This window comes from Mucilaginibacter straminoryzae (assembly GCF_022953055.1).
GTDB classification, from domain to species: Bacteria; Bacteroidota; Bacteroidia; order Sphingobacteriales; family Sphingobacteriaceae; genus Mucilaginibacter; species Mucilaginibacter straminoryzae.
In genome coordinates this window covers 222775-249018 of record NZ_JALJEJ010000001.1, presented here as the reverse complement: position 1 = coordinate 249018, position 26244 = coordinate 222775, and the positions used below count along the sequence as shown (strand labels likewise).

General features: G+C 45.7%; 28 protein-coding genes. 18 read left to right on the top strand and 10 right to left on the bottom strand.

What is annotated here, in order from left to right:
* Positions 1-66: 66 nt before the first annotated feature.
* Both mutY and MUY27_RS01190 read left to right on the top strand, forming a co-directional pair.
* Entirely contained in the window at positions 67-1137 is a 1071-nt protein-coding gene (mutY, locus tag MUY27_RS01195) for an A/G-specific adenine glycosylase (RefSeq protein ID WP_245128136.1), read from the top strand.
* Positions 1138-1140: 3 nt separating this feature from the next.
* Positions 1141-1563, top strand: coding sequence for a single-stranded DNA-binding protein (locus tag MUY27_RS01190; RefSeq protein ID WP_245128135.1), 423 nt, complete (start codon positions 1141-1143; stop codon positions 1561-1563).
* Positions 1564-1631: 68 nt separating this feature from the next.
* On the opposite strand, the gene MUY27_RS01185 is transcribed toward MUY27_RS01190, so the two are convergent.
* The 3 genes from MUY27_RS01185 to MUY27_RS01175 all read right to left on the bottom strand — a co-directional run bounded on the left by MUY27_RS01185 (position 1632) and on the right by MUY27_RS01175 (position 6125).
* Positions 1632-3407, bottom strand: coding sequence for a hypothetical protein (locus tag MUY27_RS01185; protein ID WP_245128134.1), 1776 nt, complete (start codon positions 3405-3407; stop codon positions 1632-1634).
* Complete coding sequence (locus tag MUY27_RS01180; protein WP_245128133.1) at positions 3404-3775, bottom strand: hypothetical protein; 372 nt, start codon at positions 3773-3775, stop codon at positions 3404-3406. Before MUY27_RS01180 ends, MUY27_RS01185 begins: the two co-directional genes overlap by 4 nt.
* A gap of 172 nt (positions 3776-3947) precedes the next feature.
* Positions 3948-6125 carry a S9 family peptidase gene (locus tag MUY27_RS01175; protein ID WP_245128132.1) on the bottom strand — a complete coding sequence of 726 codons (2178 nt, stop codon included), beginning with the start codon at positions 6123-6125 and terminating at the stop codon, positions 3948-3950.
* Positions 6126-6197: 72 nt separating this feature from the next.
* Here MUY27_RS01175 and MUY27_RS01170 point away from each other — a divergent pair, with 72 nt between their 5' ends.
* From MUY27_RS01170 to MUY27_RS01145, 6 genes are all read left to right on the top strand, one after another.
* Positions 6198-7730 carry a serine hydrolase gene (locus MUY27_RS01170; RefSeq protein ID WP_245128131.1) on the top strand — a complete coding sequence of 511 codons (1533 nt, stop codon included), beginning with the start codon at positions 6198-6200 and terminating at the stop codon, positions 7728-7730.
* Positions 7731-7742: 12 nt separating this feature from the next.
* Entirely contained in the window at positions 7743-8804 is a 1062-nt protein-coding gene (locus MUY27_RS01165) for an SGNH/GDSL hydrolase family protein (RefSeq protein ID WP_245128130.1), read from the top strand.
* A gap of 81 nt (positions 8805-8885) precedes the next feature.
* The gene (locus tag MUY27_RS01160) at positions 8886-9233 is read left to right on the top strand and encodes a four-helix bundle copper-binding protein (RefSeq protein WP_245128129.1); all 348 of its coding nucleotides are present in this window, start codon (positions 8886-8888) and stop codon (positions 9231-9233) included.
* Between the two features lie 245 nt (positions 9234-9478).
* The gene (locus MUY27_RS01155) at positions 9479-9619 is read left to right on the top strand and encodes a hypothetical protein (RefSeq protein ID WP_245128128.1); all 141 of its coding nucleotides are present in this window, start codon (positions 9479-9481) and stop codon (positions 9617-9619) included.
* Positions 9620-9816: 197 nt separating this feature from the next.
* A complete protein-coding gene (locus MUY27_RS01150) occupies positions 9817-10614 on the top strand; it encodes an MOSC domain-containing protein (protein WP_245128127.1) in 798 nt (265 codons plus the stop codon).
* A gap of 161 nt (positions 10615-10775) precedes the next feature.
* Entirely contained in the window at positions 10776-11201 is a 426-nt protein-coding gene (locus MUY27_RS01145; RefSeq protein ID WP_245128126.1) for a response regulator transcription factor, read from the top strand.
* 68 nt (positions 11202-11269) lie between these two features.
* Here MUY27_RS01145 and MUY27_RS01140 read toward each other — a convergent pair whose 3' ends face one another.
* Together MUY27_RS01140 and MUY27_RS01135 are read right to left on the bottom strand one after the other, a co-directional pair.
* The gene (locus tag MUY27_RS01140; RefSeq protein WP_245128125.1) at positions 11270-13174 is read right to left on the bottom strand and encodes a beta-N-acetylhexosaminidase; all 1905 of its coding nucleotides are present in this window, start codon (positions 13172-13174) and stop codon (positions 11270-11272) included.
* 258 nt (positions 13175-13432) lie between these two features.
* On the bottom strand, positions 13433-14002 hold the full coding sequence (locus tag MUY27_RS01135) for a thiamine pyrophosphokinase (protein WP_245128124.1): 570 nt from the start codon (positions 14000-14002) through the stop codon (positions 13433-13435).
* 49 nt (positions 14003-14051) lie between these two features.
* Here MUY27_RS01135 and MUY27_RS01130 point away from each other — a divergent pair, with 49 nt between their 5' ends.
* From MUY27_RS01130 to MUY27_RS01120, 3 genes are all read left to right on the top strand, one after another.
* Entirely contained in the window at positions 14052-14903 is an 852-nt protein-coding gene (locus MUY27_RS01130; protein WP_245128123.1) for a hypothetical protein, read from the top strand.
* Between the two features lie 75 nt (positions 14904-14978).
* The gene (gene hisS, locus MUY27_RS01125) at positions 14979-16349 is read left to right on the top strand and encodes a histidine--tRNA ligase (protein WP_245128122.1); all 1371 of its coding nucleotides are present in this window, start codon (positions 14979-14981) and stop codon (positions 16347-16349) included.
* 94 nt (positions 16350-16443) lie between these two features.
* Positions 16444-17694 carry a multidrug effflux MFS transporter gene (locus tag MUY27_RS01120; RefSeq protein ID WP_245128121.1) on the top strand — a complete coding sequence of 417 codons (1251 nt, stop codon included), beginning with the start codon at positions 16444-16446 and terminating at the stop codon, positions 17692-17694.
* A gap of 18 nt (positions 17695-17712) precedes the next feature.
* Here MUY27_RS01120 and MUY27_RS01115 read toward each other — a convergent pair whose 3' ends face one another.
* Entirely contained in the window at positions 17713-18411 is a 699-nt protein-coding gene (locus MUY27_RS01115) for a 3-keto-disaccharide hydrolase (protein ID WP_245128120.1), read from the bottom strand.
* A 76-nt stretch (positions 18412-18487) separates the two neighbouring features.
* Between MUY27_RS01115 and MUY27_RS01110 the strand changes: the two genes are divergently transcribed.
* Positions 18488-18856 (top strand): hypothetical protein, encoded by a 369-nt coding sequence (locus tag MUY27_RS01110; protein WP_245128119.1) that lies wholly within the window; start codon positions 18488-18490, stop codon positions 18854-18856.
* On the opposite strand, the gene MUY27_RS01105 is transcribed toward MUY27_RS01110, so the two are convergent.
* Complete coding sequence (locus MUY27_RS01105) at positions 18837-19913, bottom strand: GlxA family transcriptional regulator (RefSeq protein ID WP_338042641.1); 1077 nt, start codon at positions 19911-19913, stop codon at positions 18837-18839. The two genes, MUY27_RS01110 and MUY27_RS01105, sit on opposite strands and share 20 nt — an antisense overlap.
* Before the next feature lie 36 nt (positions 19914-19949).
* Between MUY27_RS01105 and MUY27_RS01100 the strand changes: the two genes are divergently transcribed.
* The 6 genes from MUY27_RS01100 to MUY27_RS01075 all read left to right on the top strand — a co-directional run bounded on the left by MUY27_RS01100 (position 19950) and on the right by MUY27_RS01075 (position 23609).
* Positions 19950-20333 (top strand): VOC family protein, encoded by a 384-nt coding sequence (locus MUY27_RS01100; RefSeq protein ID WP_245128118.1) that lies wholly within the window; start codon positions 19950-19952, stop codon positions 20331-20333.
* A 21-nt stretch (positions 20334-20354) separates the two neighbouring features.
* Positions 20355-20759: a DoxX family protein gene (locus MUY27_RS01095; RefSeq protein WP_245128117.1), complete on the top strand. Its 405-nt coding sequence runs from the start codon at positions 20355-20357 to the stop codon at positions 20757-20759.
* Positions 20760-20785: 26 nt separating this feature from the next.
* Complete coding sequence (locus tag MUY27_RS01090) at positions 20786-21205, top strand: VOC family protein (protein WP_245128116.1); 420 nt, start codon at positions 20786-20788, stop codon at positions 21203-21205.
* A 10-nt stretch (positions 21206-21215) separates the two neighbouring features.
* Positions 21216-21437 (top strand): hypothetical protein, encoded by a 222-nt coding sequence (locus MUY27_RS01085; protein ID WP_245128115.1) that lies wholly within the window; start codon positions 21216-21218, stop codon positions 21435-21437.
* A gap of 89 nt (positions 21438-21526) precedes the next feature.
* Positions 21527-22372: an alpha/beta fold hydrolase gene (locus tag MUY27_RS01080; RefSeq protein WP_245128114.1), complete on the top strand. Its 846-nt coding sequence runs from the start codon at positions 21527-21529 to the stop codon at positions 22370-22372.
* 46 nt (positions 22373-22418) lie between these two features.
* The gene (locus MUY27_RS01075) at positions 22419-23609 is read left to right on the top strand and encodes a class I SAM-dependent rRNA methyltransferase (protein WP_245128113.1); all 1191 of its coding nucleotides are present in this window, start codon (positions 22419-22421) and stop codon (positions 23607-23609) included.
* A 98-nt stretch (positions 23610-23707) separates the two neighbouring features.
* Here MUY27_RS01075 and MUY27_RS01070 read toward each other — a convergent pair whose 3' ends face one another.
* From MUY27_RS01070 to MUY27_RS01060, 3 genes are read right to left on the bottom strand one after another with little or no spacing between them, the layout of a single operon-like run.
* Positions 23708-25072 (bottom strand): hypothetical protein, encoded by a 1365-nt coding sequence (locus MUY27_RS01070; protein WP_245128112.1) that lies wholly within the window; start codon positions 25070-25072, stop codon positions 23708-23710.
* Positions 25053-25619 carry a hypothetical protein gene (locus MUY27_RS01065; RefSeq protein WP_245128111.1) on the bottom strand — a complete coding sequence of 189 codons (567 nt, stop codon included), beginning with the start codon at positions 25617-25619 and terminating at the stop codon, positions 25053-25055. The genes MUY27_RS01070 and MUY27_RS01065 overlap by 20 nt, the downstream gene beginning before the upstream one ends.
* The gene (locus MUY27_RS01060; protein WP_245128110.1) at positions 25616-26176 is read right to left on the bottom strand and encodes an RNA polymerase sigma factor; all 561 of its coding nucleotides are present in this window, start codon (positions 26174-26176) and stop codon (positions 25616-25618) included. The genes MUY27_RS01065 and MUY27_RS01060 overlap by 4 nt, the downstream gene beginning before the upstream one ends.
* Positions 26177-26244 lie beyond the last annotated feature (68 nt).

The following is a 26244-nucleotide window of genomic DNA, read 5'->3' as shown; positions in this document are numbered from 1 at the left end:
TTTTTTATATCTATCTTGAAATGAACGTCTAACGCCCTTTTTGGGCCTATTGCGTATTTTTGTGCAATGAACTTTAACGAAGAAATTATCAGGTGGTACCAGGCCAACAAACGCGACCTCCCGTGGCGCCACACCACTAACCCATATATCATCTGGCTATCTGAAATTATCCTGCAGCAAACCCGGGTAGAACAGGGCTTACCCTACTTTCACCGGTTTGCAGAACGCTTTCCTACCGTGCGCGATTTTGCTGCTGCATCTGAAGATGAAATACTTACGCTATGGCAGGGCCTGGGCTACTACTCGCGCGGGCGCAACATGCTGGTAACCGCCCGGTTAGTAATGGAACTTTATCAGGGCGAATTTCCGAAGCAGCATGCAGACTTGATCCGCCTGAAAGGCATCGGCGAATATACCGCCGCAGCCATTGCTTCTTTCTCTGCAAACGAAGCTAAAGCAGTTGTAGATGGTAACGTTTACCGGGTACTGGCGCGATACTTCGGCATTGCTGAACCTATTAATTCTACCCCGGGAAAGAAGGTTTTTCAGCAACTGGCAGATGAACTGCTTAACCAACAAACACCGGGTTTGCATAACCAGGCCATGATGGAGTTTGGCGCCATGCTTTGCAAACCCAAGAACCCGGATTGTAAAACTTGCCCGGTAAGGGAAGGCTGTGCTGCTTTTGCCACCCGGCAAGTGAACAGTTTGCCTGTAAAGCTGAAAAAGCTGAAAGTTAAGGAGCGCTTCTTCACTTACTTCTTGTATACCGATGGCCACCACATCCTGATGAACAGGCGCAATGCGGATGACATCTGGGCAAATATGTGCGACCTTCCGCTGATTGAAACACCAGGGGAAATTAATCCGTATGAAGTACTGCACTTAAAAGAAACTGTAGACTGCTTTGGCGAGGCAGTGAAGACAGCAGAAGTACTTGGCACGCATAAGCACGTGTTAACACATCGAAAATTAAAGGTCAGTTTTGTTCGATTGGAGCATCCGCCAATTAAATTAAAAGAACAATGGTTTTACATTGAAGTAGAAAATTTAAAAAAAATAGCCATGCCTCAAATCATTTTTATATTTTTAACTAAATTTTTTAAATTCAAACTGAATTCCCCTTTTTATAATTAATTTATGTCAGGAATAAATAAGGTAATTCTTGTAGGACACCTTGGTAAAGACCCGGAAATAAGGTATTTGGAAGGAGGCGTGGCTGTTGCCAGTTTTCCCCTTGCTACTTCTGAAACCTTTAATAAAGACGGCAAACGGGTCGAGCAAACAGAATGGCACAACATTGTGATGTGGCGCGGATTAGCAGATGTAGCTTCAAAGTATTTACAAAAAGGAAAACTGGTTTACATTGAAGGAAAACTTCGTACGCGTTCTTTTGAAGATAAGGAAGGCGTGAAAAAGTATACTACTGAAATTGTAGCCGAAAACTTCACCATGTTGGGCCGCAAAAGTGACTTCGACAACGATGCAAAGAACGGGACCAAAACAGTAGAAACTAACGACGATTTCAGTACAACAAATACCGAAGACGATCTGCCGTTTTAAAGTACTAACCAAACCGTATAAAAAAGCCTGTCCGGATCATATCTAGACAGGCTTTTTTAATAACCGCATTATTTCGTCGTCTGAACGTTGCCAATCGGCAAGCCGAGCGTAGCAAATGGCAAGGATAAACCAAAGAACCAGAACGGGCTGCTGGTTTTGGTATTGTAAGAAAGCCCCGCACTCAGCACATTTCTGAACAAGGTAATCACCCCGCCGTAGCTTACATCAGGCGAACCATCCAGGTTAAAATCTGGTGTGGATACGTTGAAACCAATACCCGGACTGAGGCTATTCCACAAGCGGGATTTTCGGCTGCCGAACTTTAGCAGCAAGCTTCCGGCAGGTGCAAACTGGAATTGCCTGCTTAATTTTACATCAGCGCTGTTGTTAAACGGCCGTGCTAATATCACCCCGATGTTGGTTTCTGAATAAAAGTTAATCTGCTGAAGCTCGATGTCTACTAATCGTAAGGTAGTACCTGGTTTATTCTGCGCGATATCATCGCTGGTGCGGTAGATCAGTTTTATTTCCAGTTCGTCCCCATTCTCGCGCTGGCCGGTAGTTTTAAGATCGATATAGCCAAATTCTGGCAGTTTGTTGATCGTCAGGTCAAATGCTGCACCGGTAACTTGTTGTACCTGGCTTGCCGTATTTTGAAACGGTTTGAACAAGCCTGTAACGGTGTTATACACAGCGGTGGCGGTCTGAATATCTTTTTGCAACAGCTGTGTGCAGTTATCAAACTGGCTGTTAATGCTCCTTAAAGCCGGATCAGCATTGATCACCTGCTGATTCACCTGTTGCCGGAGCGCGGTTACAGATGCTTTAAAGTTCGAGGCGACGGTTAACAGATTATTTACCGTTTGGTTAAAAACCTGCAATCCGTTAAGCCCGGTCACATTGCCCGGGTTCTTTATTGCCTGTAGGGCACTGACCAGATCTTTTAAATTTTGTTCTGACGTTTGCACAAACGTACTGACATCTGCATTGGCCTGCCCGCTTATAGTTGCTGCCTGAGTTTGTACGCTGGTTAAAAGCTCGTTAAAACACTGATAGCTTTTAACAGAATCTGCCAGCCCTTTAACAATATCGCTCAGCTTTGAATTCAGCATGGTATTAAGCGTGGCACTGACATCTGCCATTTGGTTGTACTGCTGGATATCGCTTTGCGAAAAAGACGTCACCCAGCGCGGCACTTCATAATATTCACCAGCGCTGTAGTTGTCAAAATTTTCGACATGAACCTTTATTGCATTTTCTTTTTTGGTGTTTAAAAATGCCTTCAACTGAATGCTAACATTGCTTGCACCCGCCGACGATTGTAAGCCGGTAATCAGCGTATCAGTAATTTTTGAGAGGTTTTTAATTACGTAAGTCTGCGCATTGGGAAAAGCCGACTTATCCAGGCTGTTATCACGGTATTTCGCCCCAAATTCTATCGCCAGCTTATTCACATCCTGACGAATAGAAGGATATTGTTGTACCCGGCCTAAAAACTCGATCATCAATGTAGAAAAAGATTTCAGCTGAACAAGGTCTGGCTTGCCCATCGCCGCCGGGATGCTTAACTGCCGCAAAAGTTCCTGCTCCGATTGCAGGATGAATAACAACGCCTTTAAACGTGCGGTCCGTTGCGGGTCTGACTGGGCCACCTGCGGAATCTTCAGCAACAGATCTCCCTTCTTTATTTGCACCGATAGACTGCCATTGATATCAACAATGGGTACATCCTTAAAGCTTAAGGTATCTGTCGCGTTTTTTGAAGTTTCGCGCACGGTTAATAACTGCGCACGGAGCGACCCACCAATGATTGCCAGGAAGGTAAATAGTATAATTTTTTTCATTGCCCAGCTCTGTCAAATGCCGTTTCCATACGTACATAATCAGCATCTTCAGTAGTTAAAACCCTGTCAGCAACATGGTTATTAACTGTTAGCGAGAAAGCCTGCACATTAACCAGACTGCCAGTTGCAAGGCTGGCTTGAAGACTGGTAGGTACACCATTCTGAAACCAAATGACATGCCGGCCTACTATTGGCGCACCAATCGCAGCGGTATCGGCATTTGAAACAGCATCGGTGTAGTTACCATTAACAATAACTTTCAAAATAGGCTGGTTAAGAATAGTAGTTGGATCTCCGTTAGGGACGATCAACGTTTTAACCAGATTAAGGCCTGCGGCCTGGTCGGGTGTAAGATTTTGATTTGGCATAAGGTTGGGTTTAAGTTGCTTGAAGATAGGAAATTCCCCGCAAAAAAACAACTTTTAGAAGTAAAAATCCGTCTGGCTTAAATAGTTATCGTTTTTAAAACAAAAACGCCTTCTTATAACTGTTTTTAATGCAGCTATAAGAAGGCGTTCGCTAAAAAGGATCGACAATAGCTTATCTGCCTCCCGGAGGGCAGTGCTCGCGCAGGTATTGGGTATACAGTGTACGCAAATGTTCTGTGGTGCCTTCGCCCTCGCGTATGCTATGCGTACGGTTAGGGTATGACATTAGTTGAAACTGCTTATTATATTTCACCAATTGGTTGATCAACTGCTCGGCATTAGCATAATGAACATTGTCATCGCCCGTACCATGAATGTATAGCAGATTACCGCGCAAATTTTTCGCGTGCGTTACCGGAGAACCTTTGATAAAGTAAGAACGGCTTTGCTCGTCGATCGGTACGCCCATGTAGCGTTCCTGGTAAATATTATCATAAGTTAACTGGTTGCCAACTGCTGCCACGGCAATCCCTGTTTTATAAATATCCGGGTATTGGAACAACAGGTTAAGGGTGGATGATCCACCACCGCTCCAACCCCAAACCGCTACGCGGCTGGTATCTACATAAGGCCTTTTCAAGATCTCTTTAGCAGCCATCGCCTGGTCCCGGATATTCAGCGTGCCGATATTGCGATAAATAGCCTTACGCCATTCGCGGCCTTTAGGAGCCGGTGCGCCGCGGTTATCTAAAGAAACATAGATATAACCATCTTCTGCCATGCTGCCTTTGTACAGGCGGTTGTTAGAAGCGCCATACCGGTCAGTAACCGTTTGCGAGGCAGGTTCGCCATAAACATAAAATACGATAGGGTATTTCTTTGTCGGATCGAAATTATTAGGCTTTACCATCCAGCCGTCCATCTCTACACCATCGCTTGTTTTTACTTTGAAAAACTCGGTTTTGGTTTTAGCGGTAGCGGGATCAACCTTGATTGTGCCGCCCGCGATATGCTGGTGCTGCGGTAGATTGATAATTTCGCTGACAGGGCGGGTATAAATATTAGAGAAATTATGGATTGCCAGCTTGCCGTTCGGCGATAGCTCGTAACTATGCGTGCCCGGCTGGTCCATTGGGGTGATCCGATCAGGCGTTTCACTGCCGTTGATGCTAACGCGATACAGGTAAGATTGCGTAGCATTCTCTGGCGAAGCAGCAAAATAAATATAACCACCTGCTTCGTCGATCAGCGTAACGCTGATTACGTCATAATTGCCTTTGGTAAGCAGTTTTTCCTGCCCGTCTCGGTTAATGCGGTAAAGGTGGCGCCAACCGTCTTTTTCACTCGCCCAGATAAAAGATTTACCATGGTCTACAAATTCCCAGCCGATGGCGTTGTCTTTCGCGTCAACCCAGGCTTTATCTTTATCCGTCCAAATATTCCTAACAGTTGCGTTAGAAATATTGCAAACCATAATATTACTTTCATTTTGCGCGCGGTTCAATTGCTGCAAGATCAGCTCATTTGAATTTGCGGCCCATTCCATCCGGGGAATGTAGTGCTGAACCGGGTCGCCCGGAACTTTCATCCAGGTGGTTTTACCCGTACTTACGTTTACCACACCAACACGGCACGAGCTTGGGTCTGTACCGGCGATAGGGTATTCTACCGGCACATTGTACGAATAGGCAGAGTCGGTAGTGTTCAGCATCAGGTAATTGCGGATCTTGCGGGCATCTATTTGCCAGTAGGCAATATTCTTGCTATCCGGCGACCAGCGGAAGCCATCGCGGCAGTCAAACTCTTCTTCATAAGCCCAATCGAAAGTACCATTGATCAGCCTACGGCTGCCATCAGTAGTCAATTGTTTTATCACGCCGCTGTTTAAATCTTCTGTAAAAAGGTTATGCTCGCTTACATAAGCTACTTTATTACCGTCGGGCGAAATTTTTGCAAACATTAGCGATGCTACTGGACGGCCTGCACCCAACTTTTTAAGGGCGCCGGTCTTTAGGTTATAATACCAGTAATCGCCACGGGTATCGTAGCGCCACACCCGTTTAGTGTTACTGGCGATTAAAATTCTCTGACCGTCCTGCGATACAGAGAAACGTCGGATCTCTAATGTATCTTTGCCCTTCAAATGCAGTTTCGCTTTGCTTAATACGGTTGTTTGTTTCCCGTCGCGGGCGTCTATACTAACAATGCCGCCATTTTCGTTGCTATAGTAATGATAGCCGTCTGGCGTCCACTGGGTGCCACCGAACTGGGCAGATGCAGAATGCATAATCGCAAGCAGAAAAAAGGCGGTTCCAAGCAGCTTGCCGAAACAAAAAAGTTTAATCTTCATAGATCAAGTAATAAGATACTGTGTTATTACAGTTTTAAAGTGATGGGTAAATATCAGAAAATATAAGCCGGGATGAAAAAAGGTTACTCGATTTTTTTAGGGCTGATGCTATGCCTTTCGTCAGGTGTTCAGGCACAACACATCAACCGCAATAAATTTATTCCAGACAGCCTGGATAATTACATCAACCGGGCGCTTACCAACTGGCGCATCCCGGGGGTGGCAGTAGGCATTGTAAAAGACGGGAAGATAGTACTAATGAAGGGCTACGGCATTAAAGAATTAGGTGTGCCTTCTAAAGTAGACCAGAACACGCTCTTCATGATCGGCAGTAATACCAAGGCTTTTACCGCTACCATGCTGGCCACGCTGGAGCAGCAAAAGAAGTTATCGCTGAATGACCCGGTAACTAAATATCTTCCAAATTTCAAACTTGAAAACAACCAGGTTACGCATCTGGTTACCCTTCGCGACCTGCTTTGCCACCGCCTGGGCTTTGGTACCTTCCAGGGTGATTTTACCTACTGGACCAGCAACCTGAACCGGGCAGAAGTGATTGAAAAGATGAGCCATGTAAAAGCGCTCTATCCTTTCCGTACCACGTGGGGATATACCAACGCCGCTTTCTTAACTGCAGGCGAAGTGATCCCAAAAGTGACCGGTAAAAGCTGGGAAGAATACCTGAAGGAAACCATCTTTGCGCCTTTAGGCATGGGCTACAGTATCGCGTTAAGTGCCGACCTCACCAAACAGATCAACAAAGCGGCGGCGCACACCCTTTCTGACGGTCGGCTGATTGCCATTCCCTTACCGCAGATAGATAACCTGGCCCCGGCAGGCAGCATCAGTTCTTGCGCGAGTGATATGAACAAATGGATGATGGCCTTACTGGATAACGGCAAAGTAGGTGCCAGGCAGGTGATTCCCGCGGCAGCGATCGCTACCACGCGGCAGGCACAGGATATTGTTGGCAGCAGTACCCGTTTAAATGGTGATACCTATTACGAATTGTATGGGTTAGGATGGGTTTTACAGGATTATGCGGGCAAACGCTTGGTAATGCATGACGGTGGTGTGAATGGCTTTGTGAGTTCGGTTACGCTGCTACCTTCAGAAAACCTGGGTATTGTGATCCTGACAAACAGCGATCAAAACTATCTCTATGAAGCACTTCGCTGGGAAATCCTCGATGCCTTTTTGAAAAGGCCTTACTATAATTACAGCGACAAATACCTGGCGATGTTCAAAAGCAGATATAATGAAGATTTGCAAAACGCTGCCAAAATGCGCGATTCAGTCGCTATGAACCTAAAGCCTGAACTTTCTTTAAATAAATATACCGGCGAATACGTGAATGACCTGTACGGTAAACTGACCGTGACCAAAGGAGATAATAACGACCTGGAGATCCGTTTTGAGCATCATCCACGGATGTTTGCCCGTGCGCAACCCTTGGGCGGCAACCGCTTTTATATCACCTTCTCTGATCCGGTATTCGGCAAAGCTATTTTCCCATTCACGGTTCAGAACGGCAAGGTGATCAGCTTACGGGTAAAGGTAGCCGACGAAGTAGAATATACGCCATATGATTTCAGAAAGCTTTAGCTTTACTGAAACATGATTAAGTTACTTTTTATACCGCTGCTATTTGCAGCACTGTTCTGTAATGCTAACGCAAGAACTGCGGTGCAAACTTTTTCACCGACGGATAACCGCGTTCAGTATTTCGGTCGGGCCGATTTTTCTAACCCTGCAAGACCAAGGCTCTGGGCGCCTGGCGCTTATATTGTTTTTAATTTTCAGGGCAAAGATTGCGAGGTGTTACTGGACGATGAAGAACTGTATGGCACTACACACAACTACCTGGAAATAGTGGTGGACGGCAAAGCCTCACGGATAAAGACCACAACAAAACACGATACCCTAAAAATTGCAAATAACCTTACCAATGGCAAGCATACCGTAATCATCTGTAAAGACACGGAAGCGGCTATTGGCTATGTAGCATTAACCGGGATTAACTGCGAAGCTTTATTACCGCCTCCCGCAGCACCCCTTCGAAAGATTGAATACATCGGCGATTCCATCACTTGTGGCAGCGCATCAGACCTTAGTACACCTTGCGGTACAGGCCAATGGTACGACCAGCATAACGCCTGGTTAAGTTATGGCGCGGTAACGGCGCGAAACCTTTCTGCACAATATCATATTTCGGCAGTCTCTGGCATCGGGTTAATGCACAGTTGCTGCGGGATGAAGCAAACCATGTCCGATGTTTATGATCGTGTTAATTTCAGTAACGATTCACTTAAATGGGACTTTAAAAAGTACCAGCCGGACGTGGTAACCGTTTGCCTTGGGCAGAACGACGGAATACAGGACTCGGTTGCTTTTTGCAAAGCTTATATACTGTTCATTGATAAGCTGCGACAGTACTATCCTAAAGCAGACATCGTTTGCCTGAATAGCCCAATGGGCAATGAAGAATTGAACAACGCGTTAAAAAAGTACATGGAAGCAGTAAATAACTATTACCGCAATCATGGCGATCAGCACGTCAGCCATTACTTCTTCAACAAACGTTATGACCATGGTTGCGGCACACACCCGGATACCAGCGAGCACCGGCAAATTGCAACTGAACTTACCGCGTATCTGAAGAAACTGAAAGGCTGGTAATAATCCCCTGTTTACAATTCCATATTTTCTAAAACAACGTGCTGCTGTTTTGGTAGTTCTATTACATCAAATAATAAAATTATGGAACAGCAACATCATCATCAGGAATTAATCCAAACCTTATTGGATTGCGTACTGGCGTGCGAGAATTGTGCGACCGCCTGTCTTCACGAAGAAATGGTAAAGGAAATGGCGGGTTGTATTATGCTCGACCGTGATTGTGGAGATATTTGCAGCCAGGCAGCAAGGCTGCTTCAAAGAAACTCGGCCATTGCTCACCAATACCTGGTTATTTGCGAAGAGATATGCCGTATGTGCGCAGAAGAATGTGGTAAGCACGACGCGGAGCATTGCCAATTGTGTGCGGAAGCGTGCACCAGGTGTGCGGAAGCGTGCCATGCCCATCACGAACCGGTAACGCAGGATTAATCCAATTCACTGAGAATAACTATCACGAGCCGCAACCTGCGGCTTTTTTTATGAGAGAAAAAAATACTTTTAAGTATGTAAAATGTCGATTTTTTAGTCAGTTTAAAGTCAAGCTGTATGCTTAAAAATACAATCAGGCAGATAACACCTTATAAAAATCCGCATTTTTAAATTGCATGAAGGCTTGATGAATTTTTGGCATCATTCTCGTATATATCTTCACAACTAACTTAAAACAACGAACTATGAAAACCATAAACAACACACAGATTTTGCTAAAGTCAATTGATATTGAATTAAAAAATCTTTTACAGAAAGACCTGCGCGCATTCCGCGAGGCGCAACATAAAACAGGCAACAACCAGGGCGCTAAAAAGGCAGCCTGACCATATATATTCTCTACCATCTATGAAAAAACAAAACGGCTTTATGCCGTTAGAGGTCGGAAGTGCAATCTTCCGACCTTTTTTATTGCAATACCTTTCCTTACAAATTGAACAATCACTTCATGACGTTCGTCTTAACAAAACGTAAATTAACGACGTAACGTCAATTTCCAACAAACACCTGTATCTTAGCTATTATGTTGCAGGTAAGCCAACTCTTTATTTATCCCATCAAATCATTGGGAGGCATTGAATTAACCGAAGCAGAAGTTACAGACCGCGGCCTGAAGTATGACAGGCGCTGGTTATTGGTTGATGAAAATAATCGTTTCCTTTCCCAGCGCGAGCATGCGCAAATGGCTTTATTCAAACTTCAGCTGACGGAGGATGGCCTGCAGGTAACCTATAAAAACGAAATGCTACTGGTGCCTTTCCATCCGCAAACAACCGATATCGAAACGGTTACCATTTGGGATGATAGCTGCCGGGCCACCCGGGTAAGCGATGAAGCTGACGAATGGTTTACCAAACACCTGACTATCCGTTGCCGCTTGTTCTACATGCCTGATGATAGCCATCGCAGGGTAGACGAACGATATGCCCGTTATGATGAGATCACTTCCTTTTCAGATGCCTATCCGTTTCTGCTGATCGGCCAGGCTTCGCTGGATGACCTGAATAAGCGCCTTGGAGATGAGCTTCCGATGGATAGGTTTCGACCCAATATTGTATTTACCGGTGGCGAACCCTACCAGGAAGATGAGCTGAAAGCCTTCGAAATTAATGGCATCAGCTTTTTTGGCGTAAAACTTTGTGCACGTTGTGTGATGACCACCATTGACCAACAAACCGCCGCTAAGGGTGCGGAACCCTTAAAAATACTTTCCAATTATCGCAGGCACAATAACAAGATCATGTTCGGGCAGAATTTGCTTCACAGCGGTGGCGGCTTGATCAGAAAAGGCGACGAGATTAAAATAACCAGGAAATCTTAAAACAATAAGTTGTAAAAGACGTTTGTACAGTAAGAACTTCGAAAACCATATTTCCAACTAACTGCAATTTTTCGATTCGAACATTTAAGGTACAAGATCAATAAAGGTAAATTATTTTTCTTTAACTTAATTTTTTTATAGATTTGTTTACCTGTACGAACATGCTTAAGAGAATTTTTGTTGCCGATGACGATCCGGGAATTGTGGACGCCATTGAAATGATGCTTGATTTTTATGGTTACAGTTTCACTTCCACTTATGACGGGAATGATCTGCTTAAACTGGAACCCGCTCAATATCCGGACCTGATACTGCTGGATATCTGGATGTCTGGCGTTGACGGACGCGACGTGTGCCGTGCGCTAAAAGCCAACGAACAGACTGCGCAAATACCTGTACTGATGATCTCTGCCGGTAAGGATATCGGAAAATCTGCCCTCGAAGCAGGCGCAGATGCTTTCTTAGCAAAGCCTTTCGACATGGACCAACTAATAGAAACCATTGAAAGTTTGCTTAATCAACGGGTTACCGATGCTGTTGAGCAGCAGATGAAAAACATTACCAGTAGCCAGCAACACGTCGCTTAGCTTTTACTTACCCTCTCGGTTTATAATGAAAAAGGGGCCTACACTGTAAACCCCTTCATAATTCCTCATTATTTCTTTCCGGCTCTTTTATTCAGGTCTGTTACCGGTATGGTGATCAGTCGCCCTATTTGTTGCCCGTTTCTGTAAGTGATTATTCTTAACATGGCGGCATCTTTTGGTACCACTAATGGCGATTCATACTTGGGGTAATGGTTATCCGGAAATGAGTTGTCGAATGTGTAATAGATATCCAGCCCGGGAACTTCTGTCGCCAGCGTTACCTGTACTTCATTAGTTCGCGTAAGCCCTGGTGTGATGATCGGGTCATAAACACTTGGCGCATATTTAATATCGGCTACTTTAAAGCGCTCGAAATGATCCTCAACCCGGCCAAAGAAATCGTTCCAGTTTTTACGGGCTTTAGGGGTCCAAAGGTCTTCTGCTATGGCAAATGCCCGCGGGTAGGTCATGTATTCGGCATGGCGCATGTTATACACCTGCTCTGTCCACAGGTTAGCCTGCCCGCCTTTGATGTATTTTGTATCTACACCTTCTGGTACGGGCTCAAACTGGTAGGCTTTAGCAAGCCTTAAAGTAGCATATACTTTCGGCTCCAGGGCTACATCGCCCTGCATGTAATCTAAGTAAGCAAAATCTGTAGGCGACATCACCACGTCATGCTTTTGCTGGGCGGCCATTTTGCCGCCTTCCAACCCGCGCCAGCTCATTACGGCGGCGTTAGGGGCAAGTCCGCCTTCCAGTATCTCATCCCAGCCCATAAAGCGTTTACCTTTCGACTCCACGATCTTCTCTACCCGTTTCTCGAAATAGCTTTGCACTTCTTCCTGGTTCTTCAGGTTTTCGCGCTGCATTAATGCCTTAACCGCCTCGCTTTGCTCCCAGAAGTTTTTAGCAGCTTCGTCGCCCCCCATGTGAATGTAAGGGAACGGGAACAACTGTGCTACCTCGGTAATTACTTTATCTAAAAACTGGTAAGTGTTTTCACTTGCAGGGTTCAGGTTATTGTCAATCAGCGCAGGGAACGGCTTTTTGCTCCAGTCCCGGATCGGTTCACCCGAGCGGACATGATAGTTCACCGCATCCGGAGTGCTCGCCAGTTCAGGGTAAGCCGCTATAGCGGCCAAACTATGGCCGGGTACATCAATTTCAGGCAGGATATTCACGAACCTTTCTTTAGCATATTGTACCAGCTCGCGGATATCATCCTGGGTATAAAAGCCGCCGTAGTTGCGCGGTTCGTTAGGCTCTGGCGGCGAGAAGGTGCCGAAATAGCCAACTTTATACACCCGGTAAGCACCAATCTGCGTAAGCTTTGGCAGGCTCTTAATTTCTATGCGCCATCCTTCGTCATCAGTAAGGTGCAGGTGCAGCAGGTTATATTTATAGCGCACCATATCATCTATGTAGTGCTTCACATCTTCTTTACCAAAGAAATGGCGGGACACATCGAACATCAGTCCGCGCCACTCAAAACGCGGATAATCTGTAATGGTTACGCAAGGTATTTCCCAGGTCTGTTTAACCGGTGTCTGGCTTTCAATTTCTTTCGGCAGTAATTGCATCAGCGTTTGCACACCGTAAAAAAGTCCGGCCGGTTTGTTGGCTGTAATGATCACATGGTTTTTGGTCACGCTCAGGTGGTAGCCCTCCTGGCCAATCACCACATCATCCGAATTATTTAACAGCAGTTTGATGCTGAAAAGCGCAGATGACGGCCGCGAAGTAACCGTAAGGTCTGTCGCCGTTGTCAGCCTTTTTCTAAGGTAGTCAACAACTGGTTCAACCTCTTTGCCGGTAGTAGCTTTAATGATAACGGTATGCGGCAAAATAAACTTACCGGCGTTCTCCTGTATCTCGACAGGTTCTGGAATAATAGCGATTTTTTTGGCTGGCTGTGCTTGTGTCAGCATGGCCGACAAGCTACAGAGCGCAAGCAGGTAGATCTTTCTCATGATTTAATTGAAGCGTTGGATGCGAATCGCAAATTATAAAATAGTTAACGTAAACTGTAGTAATAGTTCAATCAACACTACTATTTAAGATAAGCTAATTTATAATCGTTAGTTAAAGCTAACACCGTAGCATAACCCCTCCTAAATCCTCCCCGGCAGGGGAGGACTTAAATTCCCTCTCCCTTGGAGAGGGTTAGGGTGAGGTCCTGCGTTGGATGCGAATCGCAAATTATAAAATAGTTAACGTAATTCGTACACTCAGATTTTCTCGGCGATGAAAATAAATTCAGCTGAAAAGTTGAGACTGAAAAAGCCATCCGCCACCGTTTGATAATGATCCTCATCTATCTTTTTCAACCCCGAAACTACCAGGTTATCAACAGGCGACAGTAACCTGATCATTTCACCCGCTGCCTTCCACTTTTCGAAACCTGGTTTTACCGGATAGATCTTTTCTGTTGAGGTGTAAAACACCAGGTTGATCTGAGAAAGATAAGCTGCGTAAGCTTGCAGTAATGGCATTTCATCGGTAACAATATTTACTGCCGGGTAACCCTCCTGAACCAGGATGGACAATGCATCATTCAGCGGATCTGCATCTCGCGCAATGACCCTGATATTTCGTTGTGATTGGTCTGCTTCTTCTGAAGTGATCAGCCAATCAACCTTAATGTCGTTAGCTGTAAAATAGTGAAAGGTATCATCAGTCGCGATTACGGTCGGGCTCCACTCCAGTAATTGCCCTAAGTGTTCGAACGAAAAATCTGTCAGCGACAGCGCAAGCAGTGCGGGTTCTTGTTTTTCGCGGACGATATGGTGCGACGACATCTAATTGTAATTAGCTTTGCGAAGCTAATTGTATTTTTGCTTACTGTTTATGATGCTCGGAAAAAAGTCTGCCGATTTTGCCTTGTTGGTTCACGCTTGCGACCGCTACAGCTTTTTATATCCGGGCTTTGCCTATTTTTTTGACAGGTACTGGGATAAAAGCATCCCCTGCAACTATTACTTCGCAACGGAAGAACTGCAGGCAGACATACCTGGGTTTGAAAACATCCGTTCCGGTAAAGGCGAATGGTCGGACAGGTTGGCGTTATTACTACGCGAGCAGATCAAAGAACGGTATGTGATTTATATGCAAGAGGACATGTGGTTAAGTGCAACGGTAAACGCAGCCTTTTTTGAGCAACTACTCCTCCTGATTCAACAGCACAATTGGAAGCAGGTAAAGCTGACTAGTGCCGAGGTGTATAAAACCAGGCCTACCGACTGGCAAGTTGAAGGTTTTACCATAAGCAGGCTGGATAATGAACAATCGGACTACCTGATGTCGCACCAGATGACGATTTGGGACCGCGAATTTCTGCTGCAACAGTTGCCTAAAAACGAACATCCCTGGCGGAACGAACGCAAAGGTACCAAACGGTTGAAAAGGCTAAACCCGGAGATTTACCAGGTAGATTACTTTGCCGAGAACGGCAACCCGCAAATCAACAAGAACGAAAATCAAATTCCGCGAAGCGCCTATTTTACCGTTTCTGAAAACAGTGCGTTGAACAGCCGGGTATTGCCTTTTATTGAGCAGCTTAAAAACGGCGACGCAGCCGCACAAGCCTACGCTGCGCAATTGCAGCAGCATTACGACCAACAACTGACGCACGATGGCCTGCCCAAGCCAAGAAAAGTTGACCCGGTTAAAAGATTAAAGAACTGGCTGACGGGGAAGTAACAACAGGCCCAGTCATTCACAAAATGCCCTGGCGGATTAAATCTTCGCTTTCCTTCAAAAATGTATCTTTGCGGCATGGCTGCTATTAAACCATCTGTACCTAAAGGAACCCGTGATTTTTCGCCCGTAGAAATGACCAGGCGCAACTATATTTTCGAAACCATCAAAAGTGTTTTTCGTAAGTACGGCTACCAGCAGATAGAAACCCCTTCAATGGAGAACCTAAGCACCCTGACCGGTAAATATGGCGATGAAGGTGATAAACTGATCTTCAAGATTTTAAATAGCGGCGATTTTCTTTCTAAAGCTGACAGCGCTGCGCTTGACGCCCGTAATTCAAATCAATTAACATCCTCCATCTCTGAAAAAGCCCTTCGCTACGATTTGACCGTACCTTTTGCCCGCTACGTGGTAATGCACCAGAACGAAATTACTTTCCCGTTCAAGCGTTTCCAGGTGCAGCCGGTTTGGCGGGCAGACCGACCACAGAAAGGCCGCTACCGCGAGTTCTACCAGTGCGATGCTGATGTAGTGGGTTCAGACTCGCTGCTGAACGAGGCAGAATTTATCCTGATCTATGACGAAGCCCTGTCTACCCTCGGTTTGAAGGATTTTACCATCAAGATCAATAACCGTAAGATCCTTTCGGGGATAGCAGAGATTATCGGCAAGCCGGAACTGATTGTCGACATGACGGTTGCCATCGATAAGCTGGACAAGATTGGGATGGACGGCGTGGTGAACGAATTGTTGAGCAAGGGCTTTACCCAGGAAGATGTGGACAAACTGGAGCCGATCATCCTGCTGGAAGGATCTAACTATGAAAAGCTGAACAAACTTCGCTATATCCTGTCTGCATCAACCATTGGTTTAAAAGGTTGCGAAGAACTGGAAACCATATTTGAATATGTTAACCGCTGCAAATTGCAACGCGCTACGGTTGATCTGGATATTACCCTGGCACGTGGTTTAAATTACTATACCGGCGCCATCTTCGAAGTAAAAACCAACGAAACGTTTATGGGCAGCATTGGCGGCGGAGGCCGTTATGACGACCTGACGGGCATGTTCGGCTTAAAAGGCCTAACCGGTGCAGGCATTTCTTTCGGTGCCGACCGGATCTACGATGTGCTGCAGGAATTAAACCTGTTCCCCGATTCTGTCGCCCAAACCACCCGTGTGCTGATCTGCTGCTTTGATAAGGCCGGCGAAGAGTACGCCTTGCCATTACTGCAACAACTCCGTGCAGAAAACATCAATACAGAACTGTACCCTGCCGGTACCAAAATTAAAAAGCAGTTCGATTACGCCAACAACAAAGGTGTACCCTATGTGATTGTGATCGGCAGTGATGAAATAGAAAGCGGCTTGCTTACCTTTAAGTACATGGAAAGCGGTACGCAGGAAAAACTGACCATCAACCAGGTGTTAACCAAGGTAAAGTAAATAACCAGTCTGTCGTAGCTTACCCCTTATATTGTCGTGATTTGACAATTCAAGTACTTTAATTGGTAGTATCTTCGCGTACAAATAGCTACCCATGACAGACGCCGCGACGGAACCGACGAAGCCCTTAATTAACAGGGCTTTTCTAATCTTTATACTTGGCCTGATGGCCACGCTCGATCCTTTTTCCATCGATTTTTATCTACCGGCGTTCCCGCAGATCGCCAGTCACCTGCATAGTACTTCAGCTAAAATATCCCTTTCCATGTCCAGCTACTTTATCGGGCTGGCCATCGGGCAGATCAGCTACGGGCCGCTGGTAGACCGCTTTGGGCGGAAAGGTCCGCTTTATTTCGGGCTGATTGCTTATACCCTCGCCTGCGTGGGCTGTATGTCTGCCACCTCTGTTAACGCACTTATCATCTTCCGGTTCTTACAGGCCTTAACCGGTGGTGTTGCCGCAACCGCATCGTACGCCATGGTGCGCGATTTCTTCTCTGTCGACGAAAGCGCCAGCATATTTTCGCTATTGATCCTGATTATTGGTATTTCGCCGCTGATTGCACCAACGTTAGGTGGCTTTATTGCGGATTCTCTGGGCTGGCAATGGGTGTTTGTCATGCTGGCTATATTCGCTGTTATCCTGATCGCACTGGTATTTTTCTATCTGCCTGCCGGTCGCGCGGCAGACCCGTCGGTGTCTTTACACCCTGTGCCCATTTTAACCACCTTTTTTTCTATTCTGCGCAATCCGCAGTTTATTACCTATAACCTGGCGGGTACGTTCTCGTTCAGTTCGCTGTTTATTTACCTGGCGGGGGCACCAGTGATTATGATGGATGTTTTTAAACTCACTACCAACCAGTTCGGCTTACTGTTTACCTTGCTGGCAGTAGGCTTTATCGGCAGCAGCCAATTGAATGTTTACCTGTTAAAAAAGTTCAAATCGCAGCAGATCTTCAAAACGGCATTACTGGTACAAATAGTTACCTGCACCGTTTTCATTATAGGGGCGCTCAATAACTGGTTTGGCATTGTAACTACCGTTATTCTGTTCTTTATCATTCTTTCTTGCTGCGGCATGATCAATCCTAATGGTTCGGCGTTAGCCCTCGCTCCTTTCGAGCACAACGTAGGCAGCGCTGCAGCGCTGATGGGTTTTATCATGATCGGCGTTTCCGGACTGATCTCCGGCCTGGTAGGTTTCTTAGGCCTACAAACCGACCTTCCTATCGCTGCCATGATGTTTGGTACCTGTCTGCTATCGGTAATCATCCTGCTGATTGGCAGCCGCAAAATAAAAGCCGTAACAGAAAGCACAGGCTCCGTTACGGCTCATATATAAAACTTGTGGCTATCGGGTTTATACGTTAGTCCGGATCTTGATATTCCGGAAAGAAACTTCATGTCCGTGGTCTTGCAAGGCAATCTTACCTTTCGGATAAGCTGCAAAACCTTTCCAGGTTTTAAACTTGCTGTTGTTCAGCAGTTCCTGCCACTCGGGGCTGCCCATTTTCACGTTGATAATTTCTGTACCGTTCAACCAGAAGGTAAGCTGCCCATCTTTTTTAAGGATGCGGGCTAAGTTCCACTCACCTGCAGGTTTGGCTACATCTTTAGCCGGTGCTTTCATATCATAAAGCGATCCGGCAAGGTGGCTGGCTTTTTTATTATCGTCAGCACCCTTGTTATCCAATACCTGCATTTCGATACCGGTTAAATAGGTTTGCCCGAATGATGGATCTTCATGAACGCCAAATATGATTCCGCTGTTGCCTGTTTCAGAAATCTTCCACTCCACAGAGAGGTCGTAGTTTTCATATTCGTTATCCGTCACCAGGTCGCCCTGGCCTGAAGCTTTAGGGTCAAGTGTCAGCGAGCCGTCCACTACTTTCCATGCCTCGGTTGCTTCGGGCTTTAAATAGGTATGCCAGCCTTTGGTAGAGGTGCCGTCAAACAACAACTGCCATCCAGCGCGCTTTTCTTTAGCTGTTAATTTGTTTTGTGCTGATGCGCCAACAGCAATTGCAGAGGCTACCAGTAACGTTAAAATGTTTTTCATCAGAAATTAATTGGTTTATTTTAGCGAAAGTTAGACTGATTACCACACAATCGCAACTTTTATTAAACGTAATTATATGCCGAATGCGTATCAGACGGTAAATGTATTAAAGCTGATCAGGGAAACGCTGTTACCACTCCCCGGAACAAGGGAGGGCAATAGATTGGGCGATATTGGCTTTTACATTCAAAAGAAACTGCTTTGCCTGCTAAAAGCCGATGGCGAAACCTTGTCTTTGTATCACCACGACCGTGATATCCTGATTGCTGCAAACCCGGATATTTACTACATCACGCCACATTTTCAGAACTACCCGTATGTGCTGGTGCGGCTTCCGTTAATAGCAGATGAAGAGCTGATTCCCTTACTAATCAATGCCTGGAAGTTGAAGGCAAACAAAACCCAGCTAAAAGCATTCGAAATGCTTACGAAGCCTGGTGCATAACCGCTTCCTTATTGTATTTGTTACGATATGCTATAGGTGATAAGCCGGTAACTTTTCTGAAAATAGTTCTGAAAGCTTTGGTATCGGTATAACCTACTTCATACATCACCTCGTTAATATTTTTCCGGCTGGTTTCGAAGCCTTTCTTCGCCGCCTCTATTTTCACCCGCTGGATGTATTCTACCACGGTATTGCTGGTTGCTTTTTTAAACCTTCGCTCCAGGTTTCTGCGCCCCAGGGCCAGCATGTCTGCTAAACCATCAACCGTGATTTTTGCGGCAAAGTTATGCTCTATGTATTCCTGCGCTTTTTTAATCTGCTCATCCTCGTGCATTTTTTGCCCCTGGAAGATCATAAACGGCGACTGGCTGCTGCGGTCGATATCTATCATGAATGTTTTAGCCGTAAGCACAGCTACATCCCGGCCGGCGTACTTTTCAATCAGGTAAACCACCAAGTTCAGGTATGAATACGCGCCGCCACTGCTGTAAATGCCGTCGTCTTCCGTCATGATCTTATCGTCTACCAGGTTGACATCCGGGTACATCGCCCTGAACTGATGAGCCAAATGCCAATGGGTAGCGCACTGCTTGCCTTTTAGCAAACCGGTTGCCGCCAGAAAGAACGCACCCAGGCAAAAGCAAGCCAGTTCTGCACCGCCTTTATATTGCTCCACTATCCAGGGCAGCAGTTCGGCATTACTTTCAATCACTTTTTGCTGGTCGCCGTGTACCGCCGGGATGATTACCAGATCGGTTTTGGCAATATCCTTTACATTTAAATGGGGCTTTATGGTAAAAAGGCCGTTGCGCTGCGACGCCTCTGCACTACCACCCGCCAGGTGGATCTCAAATAAGGGCGGCTTGCCCATCATCGCCATAAAGCTATTCACCTCGTTAAAGATCTGGTAGGTACCTTCGATATTACTAAGGCTGGTGGTTCCCTGGGGAATCAGTATGGTGACGTGTTTCATAATCATAAAGTTAGCTAAAGCATCTTTCGCAATCAACCCCCAGTATGTCGTAATTACACCCTGCGGATACCGCCTTTTGCACATAGCTTTGTATAACCAGTTATCAATCCAGAAGAAATCATGTTAACACATATTAAAGCGTTCAGCGGGTTTTCTGTGCATGATGCCGTGCAGGCGAAGCATTTTTACCAGGATGTATTAGGACTGGTTGTCGAGGATGGCGGCATGCCGGGAACATTATTTCTGCATGTAGAGGGCGGCACACATATACTGCTCTATGCAAAACCCAACCACGTGCCCGCCACCTTTACTATTCTTAACTTCCCTGTTCAGCATATTGCAGAAACCGTAAGTGCGTTAAAAAGCGAGGGAGTGCATTTTGAAAGTTATGACGACGAATACCTGAAGACAGATAAAGACCATATCTTCAGAGGTGGTGGGCCACTGATCGCCTGGTTTAAAGACCCTTCTGATAATATACTTTCCATTATAGAAACTAAATAACCATCACTTCAACTTTACAGCATGACAACTTTAACTGTAGAAAAAGTACCCACCAGAGACAAAGTGATCTACTGGGTATTTACCAGTATTTTCTTCCTTTTTGATTCGGTAATGCCGGCGTTAACCTTTAACTCTGAAATGGCAAAACAAGGTGTCGCTCACATGGGCTTCCCGGATTATTTCCGTATCGAACTTTCTATCGGCAAGATTATCGGCGGCTTGTTACTGATACTGCCATTTATTCCTGCCCGTTTCAAAGAATGGGCCTACGTAGGTTTTGGCATCTCTATTATTTCGGCCTTTATTGCCAACATTGCCATGGGTAGCCAAACCAGCTTTATCATTATGCCGGTAGTGGTGTTTGCCGTCTTACTGGTTTCTTACATTTACTACCATAAAATTTACCAGCCTTTCAGAAAAGCATAACCATTAATACTATAAACCTTACAACGATGTTCATCAACCCGTATTTAAACTTCGCAGGCAATACCGAAGAAGCATTCAATTTCTATAAATCTATACTCGGGGGCGAATTTGCCATGCTGCAACGCTTCAGCGATAACCCCGACGCAGACAAACTACCCGAAGATACCCGTAATATGATTATGCATATTGCACTGCCAATTGGCAACAACGTTTTAATGGGTACGGATGCACCGGAATCCATGGGCTTTAAACTGAACATGGGCAACAACTCCTTTCTGTGCCTCTGCCCGGATAGTCGCGAAGATGCAGACAGTATCTTTAATGCCTTGTCTGAAGGTGGACAGCAAACGATGCCTATGCAGGATATGTTTTGGGGAGCCTACTACGGCGTGCTTACAGATCAGTTCGGTGTACAATGGATGATTAATTATCAGCCTCAGCAATAAAATCAGCAGGATGCGAACGGTAACGGTAGAGGTTTGGGGTACAAACATCAGCAGCGCCCGGCAGGCCGGTACCGTTATCGCGTTGCTCCGTTCTGAATTTCCGGAATGCCGGATCAGTATCGACCTGGAGGATTGCGACAAGGTACTACGAATCGAAGGCTGCGATGTAGCGCCTGCTATTGTTGTTAATCTGGTAACCGGGCTGGGTTTTTTATGCCGCGACCTGGTATAACATTAATCAAATTAGTGTCAGGAAAAGTAGTTTTTTATTCGCGAAGATAATCTTGCTATAGCTTTGCCTGAAACGCTCCTCCTGGCCCTATGAAAACAATGAGACGTATTGTTGCTGATGTAAAAGCGGCAATACAAAATAATACAGAACTTACGCCCTTATTATGGCAGCTGATCTGCCACTCGCCGCAAATGCCGTTATGGCTTCCGCAGAAAGAACTGCTGGCTAAGGCAGAAACAGGTTCGCTGAAAGTATTTGACCAGTACTTCACGCAGCGCGAACTAAATTTTAATTATTTTATCTGGGGAGAGGGCCGCCGGAAGATCATGCTTACTCATGGATGGGCTTCTAAAGCTGCCGACTTCATTGAGCTGATCAACGCGCTGCTGACGATGGATGATGTCCAGGTGATTGCTTTTGATGCGCCGGGTAACGGTAAATCTGAAGGAGCGTTATCTAATCTTTTGCTATATGTAGAAGCGGTTAAGGCCCTGCTGAAGCACATTGGTACACCCGAAGTAATGATTGCGCACTCGCTCGGCGCCATGGCGAACGTAATTGCCCTGAACGATCTGAAAGTGGCTCCGCGCCAGCTTATCAGTATCACTCCGTTGATCCGCGTGAAGGAGAATTTCAAGGCGACCATGAACAGTGTGGGGGTACCAGAGGAAGCACAAGAGGCTTTTTTTGAAGATTTCCGGAAACGGTTTGATGATCACTTTTCGCATTTCCGTTTAACCACTTTGTATAATTTTAAGGGCCTGCCTCATTTTTTAGCTTATGATGAGGAAGACCATATTGCTCCGTTTGAATACCTGCAGGAATTTTTATCCGCGCATCCCGATGTAAAAAGCAAAGCCTATAACGGGGCAGGTCACGATCGCATTCTGAAAAACGAAGAAGTAATTGCAGATGTGTTATCGCTTTTAGAATAGCGGGCAACAGAATAAACAGCATGCTACAATTTGGTATCTTTGCCGGATGATTGATGTTGTCCTGAAGAAAGGAAAAGAAAAGGCCGTATTGCAGCGCCATCCCTGGCTGTTTTCGGGTGCAGTAGAACGGGCAAAGGGTAAGCCTGCCAATGGCGACATTGTTAGGCTGGTAGATGCCACCGGAAAATTTTTAGCTTATGGCTTTTATAATAATCAGTCGCGGGTTGCTTTACGCCTGCTGGAATGGAATGAGGGTATCGAAATTAACGATGATTGGTTCCGTCAGAAGGTGCGCACGGCCATAGCCAGCCGGAGTAATATCCTGCACGCTGGCCAAACAGATACCTGCCGGTTAATTTTCAGCGAAGCAGATTACCTTCCCGGTCTCATTGTAGATAAATATGCGGATCATCTTTCGCTACAGATACTTACTTCCGGTATTGAAAACAACAAGGCGGTAATTATTGACGAATTACAGCAGTTGCTTCAGCCTAAAGGAATTTTTGATAAGAGTGATGCTTCATCGCGCGAGCACGAAGGCCTAGGCGCATCCAGCGGAGGTATCCTTGCAGGCGAACACCCGCCAGAACTGGTGCAGGTAAAAGAAAACGGACTGACTTATGGCATTAATATAGCCGAAGGCCAAAAATCCGGCTTTTACTGCGACCAGCGCGATAACCGCCGGATACTTGCAGAACATACCGCAGGCAAAAAAGTACTGGATTGCTTTTGCTATACCGGTGGCTTTACCTTAAACAGCTTAAAGCTTGGTGCTGCCTCTGTAACCAGTGTGGACAGTTCGGCTTTGGCTATTGATACCTTACAGAAGAATATCGTATTGAACGGCTTACAAAGCCCGCAACATCAGGCCATACAGTCTGACGTAAACAAACAACTAAGAAAGTTTAAAGAAGAGGGCGAAATGTTCGACGTGATCGTGCTCGATCCACCTAAATACGCGCCTTCCCGTTCTGCACTGGACCGTGCTTCACGCGCCTACAAAGATCTTAACCGTATTGCCATGCTGTTACTGAACAAAGGCGGCCTTCTGGCTACATTCTCCTGTTCGGGCGCAATGGATATTAATACGTTTAAGCAGGTGCTGGCCTGGGCCGCGCTGGATGCAGGTAAAGAAGTACAGTTTATTTACCAGTTCTGCCAGCCCGAAGACCATCCTGTAAGGGCATCGTTTCCCGAAGGTGAATACCTGAAAGGTTTATTGTGCAGGGTATTATAAAATAGCATGCACGCCGCAATCCCGTACTCTCGCAGTACGGGATTTGCACATTAAACAAACTAATTAAACGCATGCCCTAAAAAAGGGGGAGTAAAATTTCAATCAAATTTCACGCTTCCGAAGGTTGACTTGATCACGATTACTTTATCAGAGTTGCCTTTACCAACCTTGCCTTTGTAAACGTGTGTGGCACTAAAGCCACGGTCTCCTTCTTCTGGTGATTTAGAGGTGATGCTTACCGGGAGATCATCGTATTTGAAGCTGCCATACTTCACAGTTACATCAAAATCTGCATTCTGATCATTCCCCAAGCCTAACTTTACGCTCGAATAAGAGCAGTTAACGGCCAGGTTCTTCAGGTTTTTATCCACATCAGACACCTGAATGGTACCGCTAAAGCGGGCGTTGATATTACCTGTGGTTTTAATCTTACCGATTTTGGCGCTGCCATAGCTGATATCTGCATTCAACTTATCGCTTTCGCCCACTACCAGGTTACCGTAAGCTACATTTAAGTCGCTGCCCACCAGGTTATCTATCCTCGCGCTGCCGTAGCGTACTTTAATTTCGCAGGCGGGGTTATTCAGTGTTTTAGCGGTAAAGCTACCGTATGCGTTATCTACCACCACTTTGCCTAAAAGCTCTGGCAGTTCGGTATTGCCATAACGATTGGTAATGCTCAGCGAGTTTTTGATCGGCATGTAAACGGTATAGTTTACTTCTATTTTACGGGTGCGTACTTTGCCCAGGTTAAACCAGGTACCCCAGCTTCCGCTTTCGCCCCCGATATTTGTTTTAAATGAAACCAACGAACCATCTTTGCTATCGCTGATTGTTACGTTATCCAGCAATTTTTGCGCGTCTTCCTCTTCGTTAGCATCAGCTTTGACCTGTACTTCTACCTTTACCTCGTTCTTGTTCCAGGTATTCACGGTTACTTTGCCAAAGCGGTTATCTATTTGGATTTGATCATCGCGATCAACATTATAGCTCTTGGTATAGGTTTTGGTTTTTTCTTTTACCTCGCCGCTCTCAATCTTCTTTTTAAGGTAATCATCGCCTGTAATGGTAATATTACCAAAACTCTTCAAGCTATTTGTTAAGTCGCCCGACTTAAGGTTGAAAGAATAAGTCTTGGTTACTCTTTTACGATTGCTGTCTGCCATGGCTAAGGCCTGCTTCCTGAACTCGTCTGTACGCAGCTTGTTCATCTGTGTCTGCAATGAGCGCATCTGCTCTTGCAGTTTTTTCATTTCCTTGCGATAGCTAGAATCCTTGACGCTTGTAACAAGATAGGTATCTGCAGACAGGGTGTACAGATCCAGCGCAGGAAGCGGCTCGATTAAGTTATCAAGCGGCACTGCCGGCGTAATAGTAACAGCTTGTTGGGCTGTGGCGGGGCTGAAGCCTGCTACAATGCAGGCAATAGCCATTAATAAGGTGTTAAATATCTTTGTTTTCATTTTCCTGATTGTTTTTGATTTGGTTAAACTGTTCAATTACCTGTAGCTGCTGATTCAGCACCTCGGTTTGTACCTGCAAGTTCCGGATCATTGCACGTAAAACCCTTTCCTGGTTAGGGCTGGTCTTCAGCTCGTTTGTCAGTTTTTTATAGGTAGAATCCATTTTCGCTATCTCGGTACTGAATTCCCGGTAAAGCTGTGGGTCTTTCTGGGCCACCGTCCGCAGTTCGCTGCGTTTCTCTTTTACTAATGATGCCAGGTGCATTTGTTGTTTGGCATATTCGGGGTTAATGGCAGTTAAATCCACTCCTCCCGGGCGCTTTTCGTTTCGCAGGTATACAACGAAACCGATACCCATCACCATGATGATCATGGCGGCCACTCTGAGCACGAAACCAAGAGAGAAGGTTTTGGCCTCGCGCTTTTTTGGCGTTTGTTCCTCTGCAAACAACCTTTTTTCGATATTATCCCACAATTCGGCACGCGGTTCCAATTCGTCGAACCCGTCCTGGTTGTTCCTGATAAAATCCTCTAATCGCTTGCTCATGCTACGTTTCCTTTCTGTCTTAAAATTTCCATTAACTTTCTTTTCGCTCGCAGAAACTGGGTTCTGGACGTATTTTCATTGATCTTCAAAATCTGGCCGATCTCTTCGTGGTCATAACCTTCCAGCAGGTACAAAGACAGTACTATCCTGTAACCTTCTGGCAGTAATTGAATGGCTTGTTTCACCTGCGCCACCTGGTATTGAATTTCTTCCTGGTCATCCTCTTCCTTATCGACAATATTCTCCAGGTGCCCGTCCTCCAGCTCGGTCAAGTCTAACCGGCGTTTGCGCAGCAGGTTAATAGCCCGGTTTACCACAATTTGCTTCAGCCATAAACCGAACGTAGTTTCCTGACGGAAATCTTTCAGTTTGGCGAAAGCATCCACAAAAGATTCTTGCAGCACATCTTCGGCCTCTTCAATATTGCCTACGATGCGATAGGCCACATTGAGCATGGCTTTAGAATATAGACGATAAAGCTCGTAGCAGGCTTTTTTACTTCCCTGCTTACACTCGGCCACCAGGCCATAATGTTTATCTATGTATACTGCTTCCAATTGTGATTAGCTTTCGAAATAAAAAGACACCACGTTTTTAGCAACGTTGCATCTGGTGTAAGAAAAAT

Excerpts from the sequence above, each read along its gene's own strand:
- MUY27_RS01185 (WP_245128134.1), bottom strand. The coding sequence starts at position 3,407 with ATGAAAAAAATTATACTATTTACCTTCCTGGCAATCATTGGTGGGTCG.
- MUY27_RS01190 (WP_245128135.1), top strand. The coding sequence starts at position 1,141 with ATGTCAGGAATAAATAAGGTAATTCTTGTAGGACACCTTGGTAAAGAC.
- MUY27_RS01155 (WP_245128128.1), top strand. The coding sequence starts at position 9,479 with ATGAAAACCATAAACAACACACAGATTTTGCTAAAGTCAATTGATATT.
- MUY27_RS01140 (WP_245128125.1), bottom strand. The coding sequence starts at position 13,174 with ATGAGAAAGATCTACCTGCTTGCGCTCTGTAGCTTGTCGGCCATGCTG.
- MUY27_RS01080 (WP_245128114.1), top strand. The coding sequence starts at position 21,527 with ATGAAAACAATGAGACGTATTGTTGCTGATGTAAAAGCGGCAATACAA.
- MUY27_RS01075 (WP_245128113.1), top strand. The coding sequence starts at position 22,419 with ATGATTGATGTTGTCCTGAAGAAAGGAAAAGAAAAGGCCGTATTGCAG.
- MUY27_RS01070 (WP_245128112.1), bottom strand. The coding sequence starts at position 25,072 with ATGAAAACAAAGATATTTAACACCTTATTAATGGCTATTGCCTGCATT.
- hisS (WP_245128122.1), top strand. The coding sequence starts at position 14,979 with ATGGCTGCTATTAAACCATCTGTACCTAAAGGAACCCGTGATTTTTCG.
- MUY27_RS01065 (WP_245128111.1), bottom strand. The coding sequence starts at position 25,619 with ATGAGCAAGCGATTAGAGGATTTTATCAGGAACAACCAGGACGGGTTC.
- MUY27_RS01130 (WP_245128123.1), top strand. The coding sequence starts at position 14,052 with ATGATGCTCGGAAAAAAGTCTGCCGATTTTGCCTTGTTGGTTCACGCT.
- MUY27_RS01135 (WP_245128124.1), bottom strand. The coding sequence starts at position 14,002 with ATGTCGTCGCACCATATCGTCCGCGAAAAACAAGAACCCGCACTGCTT.
- MUY27_RS01145 (WP_245128126.1), top strand. The coding sequence starts at position 10,776 with ATGCTTAAGAGAATTTTTGTTGCCGATGACGATCCGGGAATTGTGGAC.
- MUY27_RS01090 (WP_245128116.1), top strand. The coding sequence starts at position 20,786 with ATGTTCATCAACCCGTATTTAAACTTCGCAGGCAATACCGAAGAAGCA.
- MUY27_RS01170 (WP_245128131.1), top strand. The coding sequence starts at position 6,198 with ATGAAAAAAGGTTACTCGATTTTTTTAGGGCTGATGCTATGCCTTTCG.
- MUY27_RS01100 (WP_245128118.1), top strand. The coding sequence starts at position 19,950 with ATGTTAACACATATTAAAGCGTTCAGCGGGTTTTCTGTGCATGATGCC.
- MUY27_RS01120 (WP_245128121.1), top strand. The coding sequence starts at position 16,444 with ATGACAGACGCCGCGACGGAACCGACGAAGCCCTTAATTAACAGGGCT.
- MUY27_RS01165 (WP_245128130.1), top strand. The coding sequence starts at position 7,743 with ATGATTAAGTTACTTTTTATACCGCTGCTATTTGCAGCACTGTTCTGT.
- MUY27_RS01115 (WP_245128120.1), bottom strand. The coding sequence starts at position 18,411 with ATGAAAAACATTTTAACGTTACTGGTAGCCTCTGCAATTGCTGTTGGC.
- MUY27_RS01175 (WP_245128132.1), bottom strand. The coding sequence starts at position 6,125 with ATGAAGATTAAACTTTTTTGTTTCGGCAAGCTGCTTGGAACCGCCTTT.
- MUY27_RS01110 (WP_245128119.1), top strand. The coding sequence starts at position 18,488 with ATGCCGAATGCGTATCAGACGGTAAATGTATTAAAGCTGATCAGGGAA.
- MUY27_RS01160 (WP_245128129.1), top strand. The coding sequence starts at position 8,886 with ATGGAACAGCAACATCATCATCAGGAATTAATCCAAACCTTATTGGAT.
- MUY27_RS01180 (WP_245128133.1), bottom strand. The coding sequence starts at position 3,775 with ATGCCAAATCAAAATCTTACACCCGACCAGGCCGCAGGCCTTAATCTG.
- MUY27_RS01105 (WP_338042641.1), bottom strand. The coding sequence starts at position 19,913 with ATGTGCAAAAGGCGGTATCCGCAGGGTGTAATTACGACATACTGGGGG.
- mutY (WP_245128136.1), top strand. The coding sequence starts at position 67 with ATGAACTTTAACGAAGAAATTATCAGGTGGTACCAGGCCAACAAACGC.
- MUY27_RS01095 (WP_245128117.1), top strand. The coding sequence starts at position 20,355 with ATGACAACTTTAACTGTAGAAAAAGTACCCACCAGAGACAAAGTGATC.
- MUY27_RS01085 (WP_245128115.1), top strand. The coding sequence starts at position 21,216 with ATGCGAACGGTAACGGTAGAGGTTTGGGGTACAAACATCAGCAGCGCC.
- MUY27_RS01150 (WP_245128127.1), top strand. The coding sequence starts at position 9,817 with ATGTTGCAGGTAAGCCAACTCTTTATTTATCCCATCAAATCATTGGGA.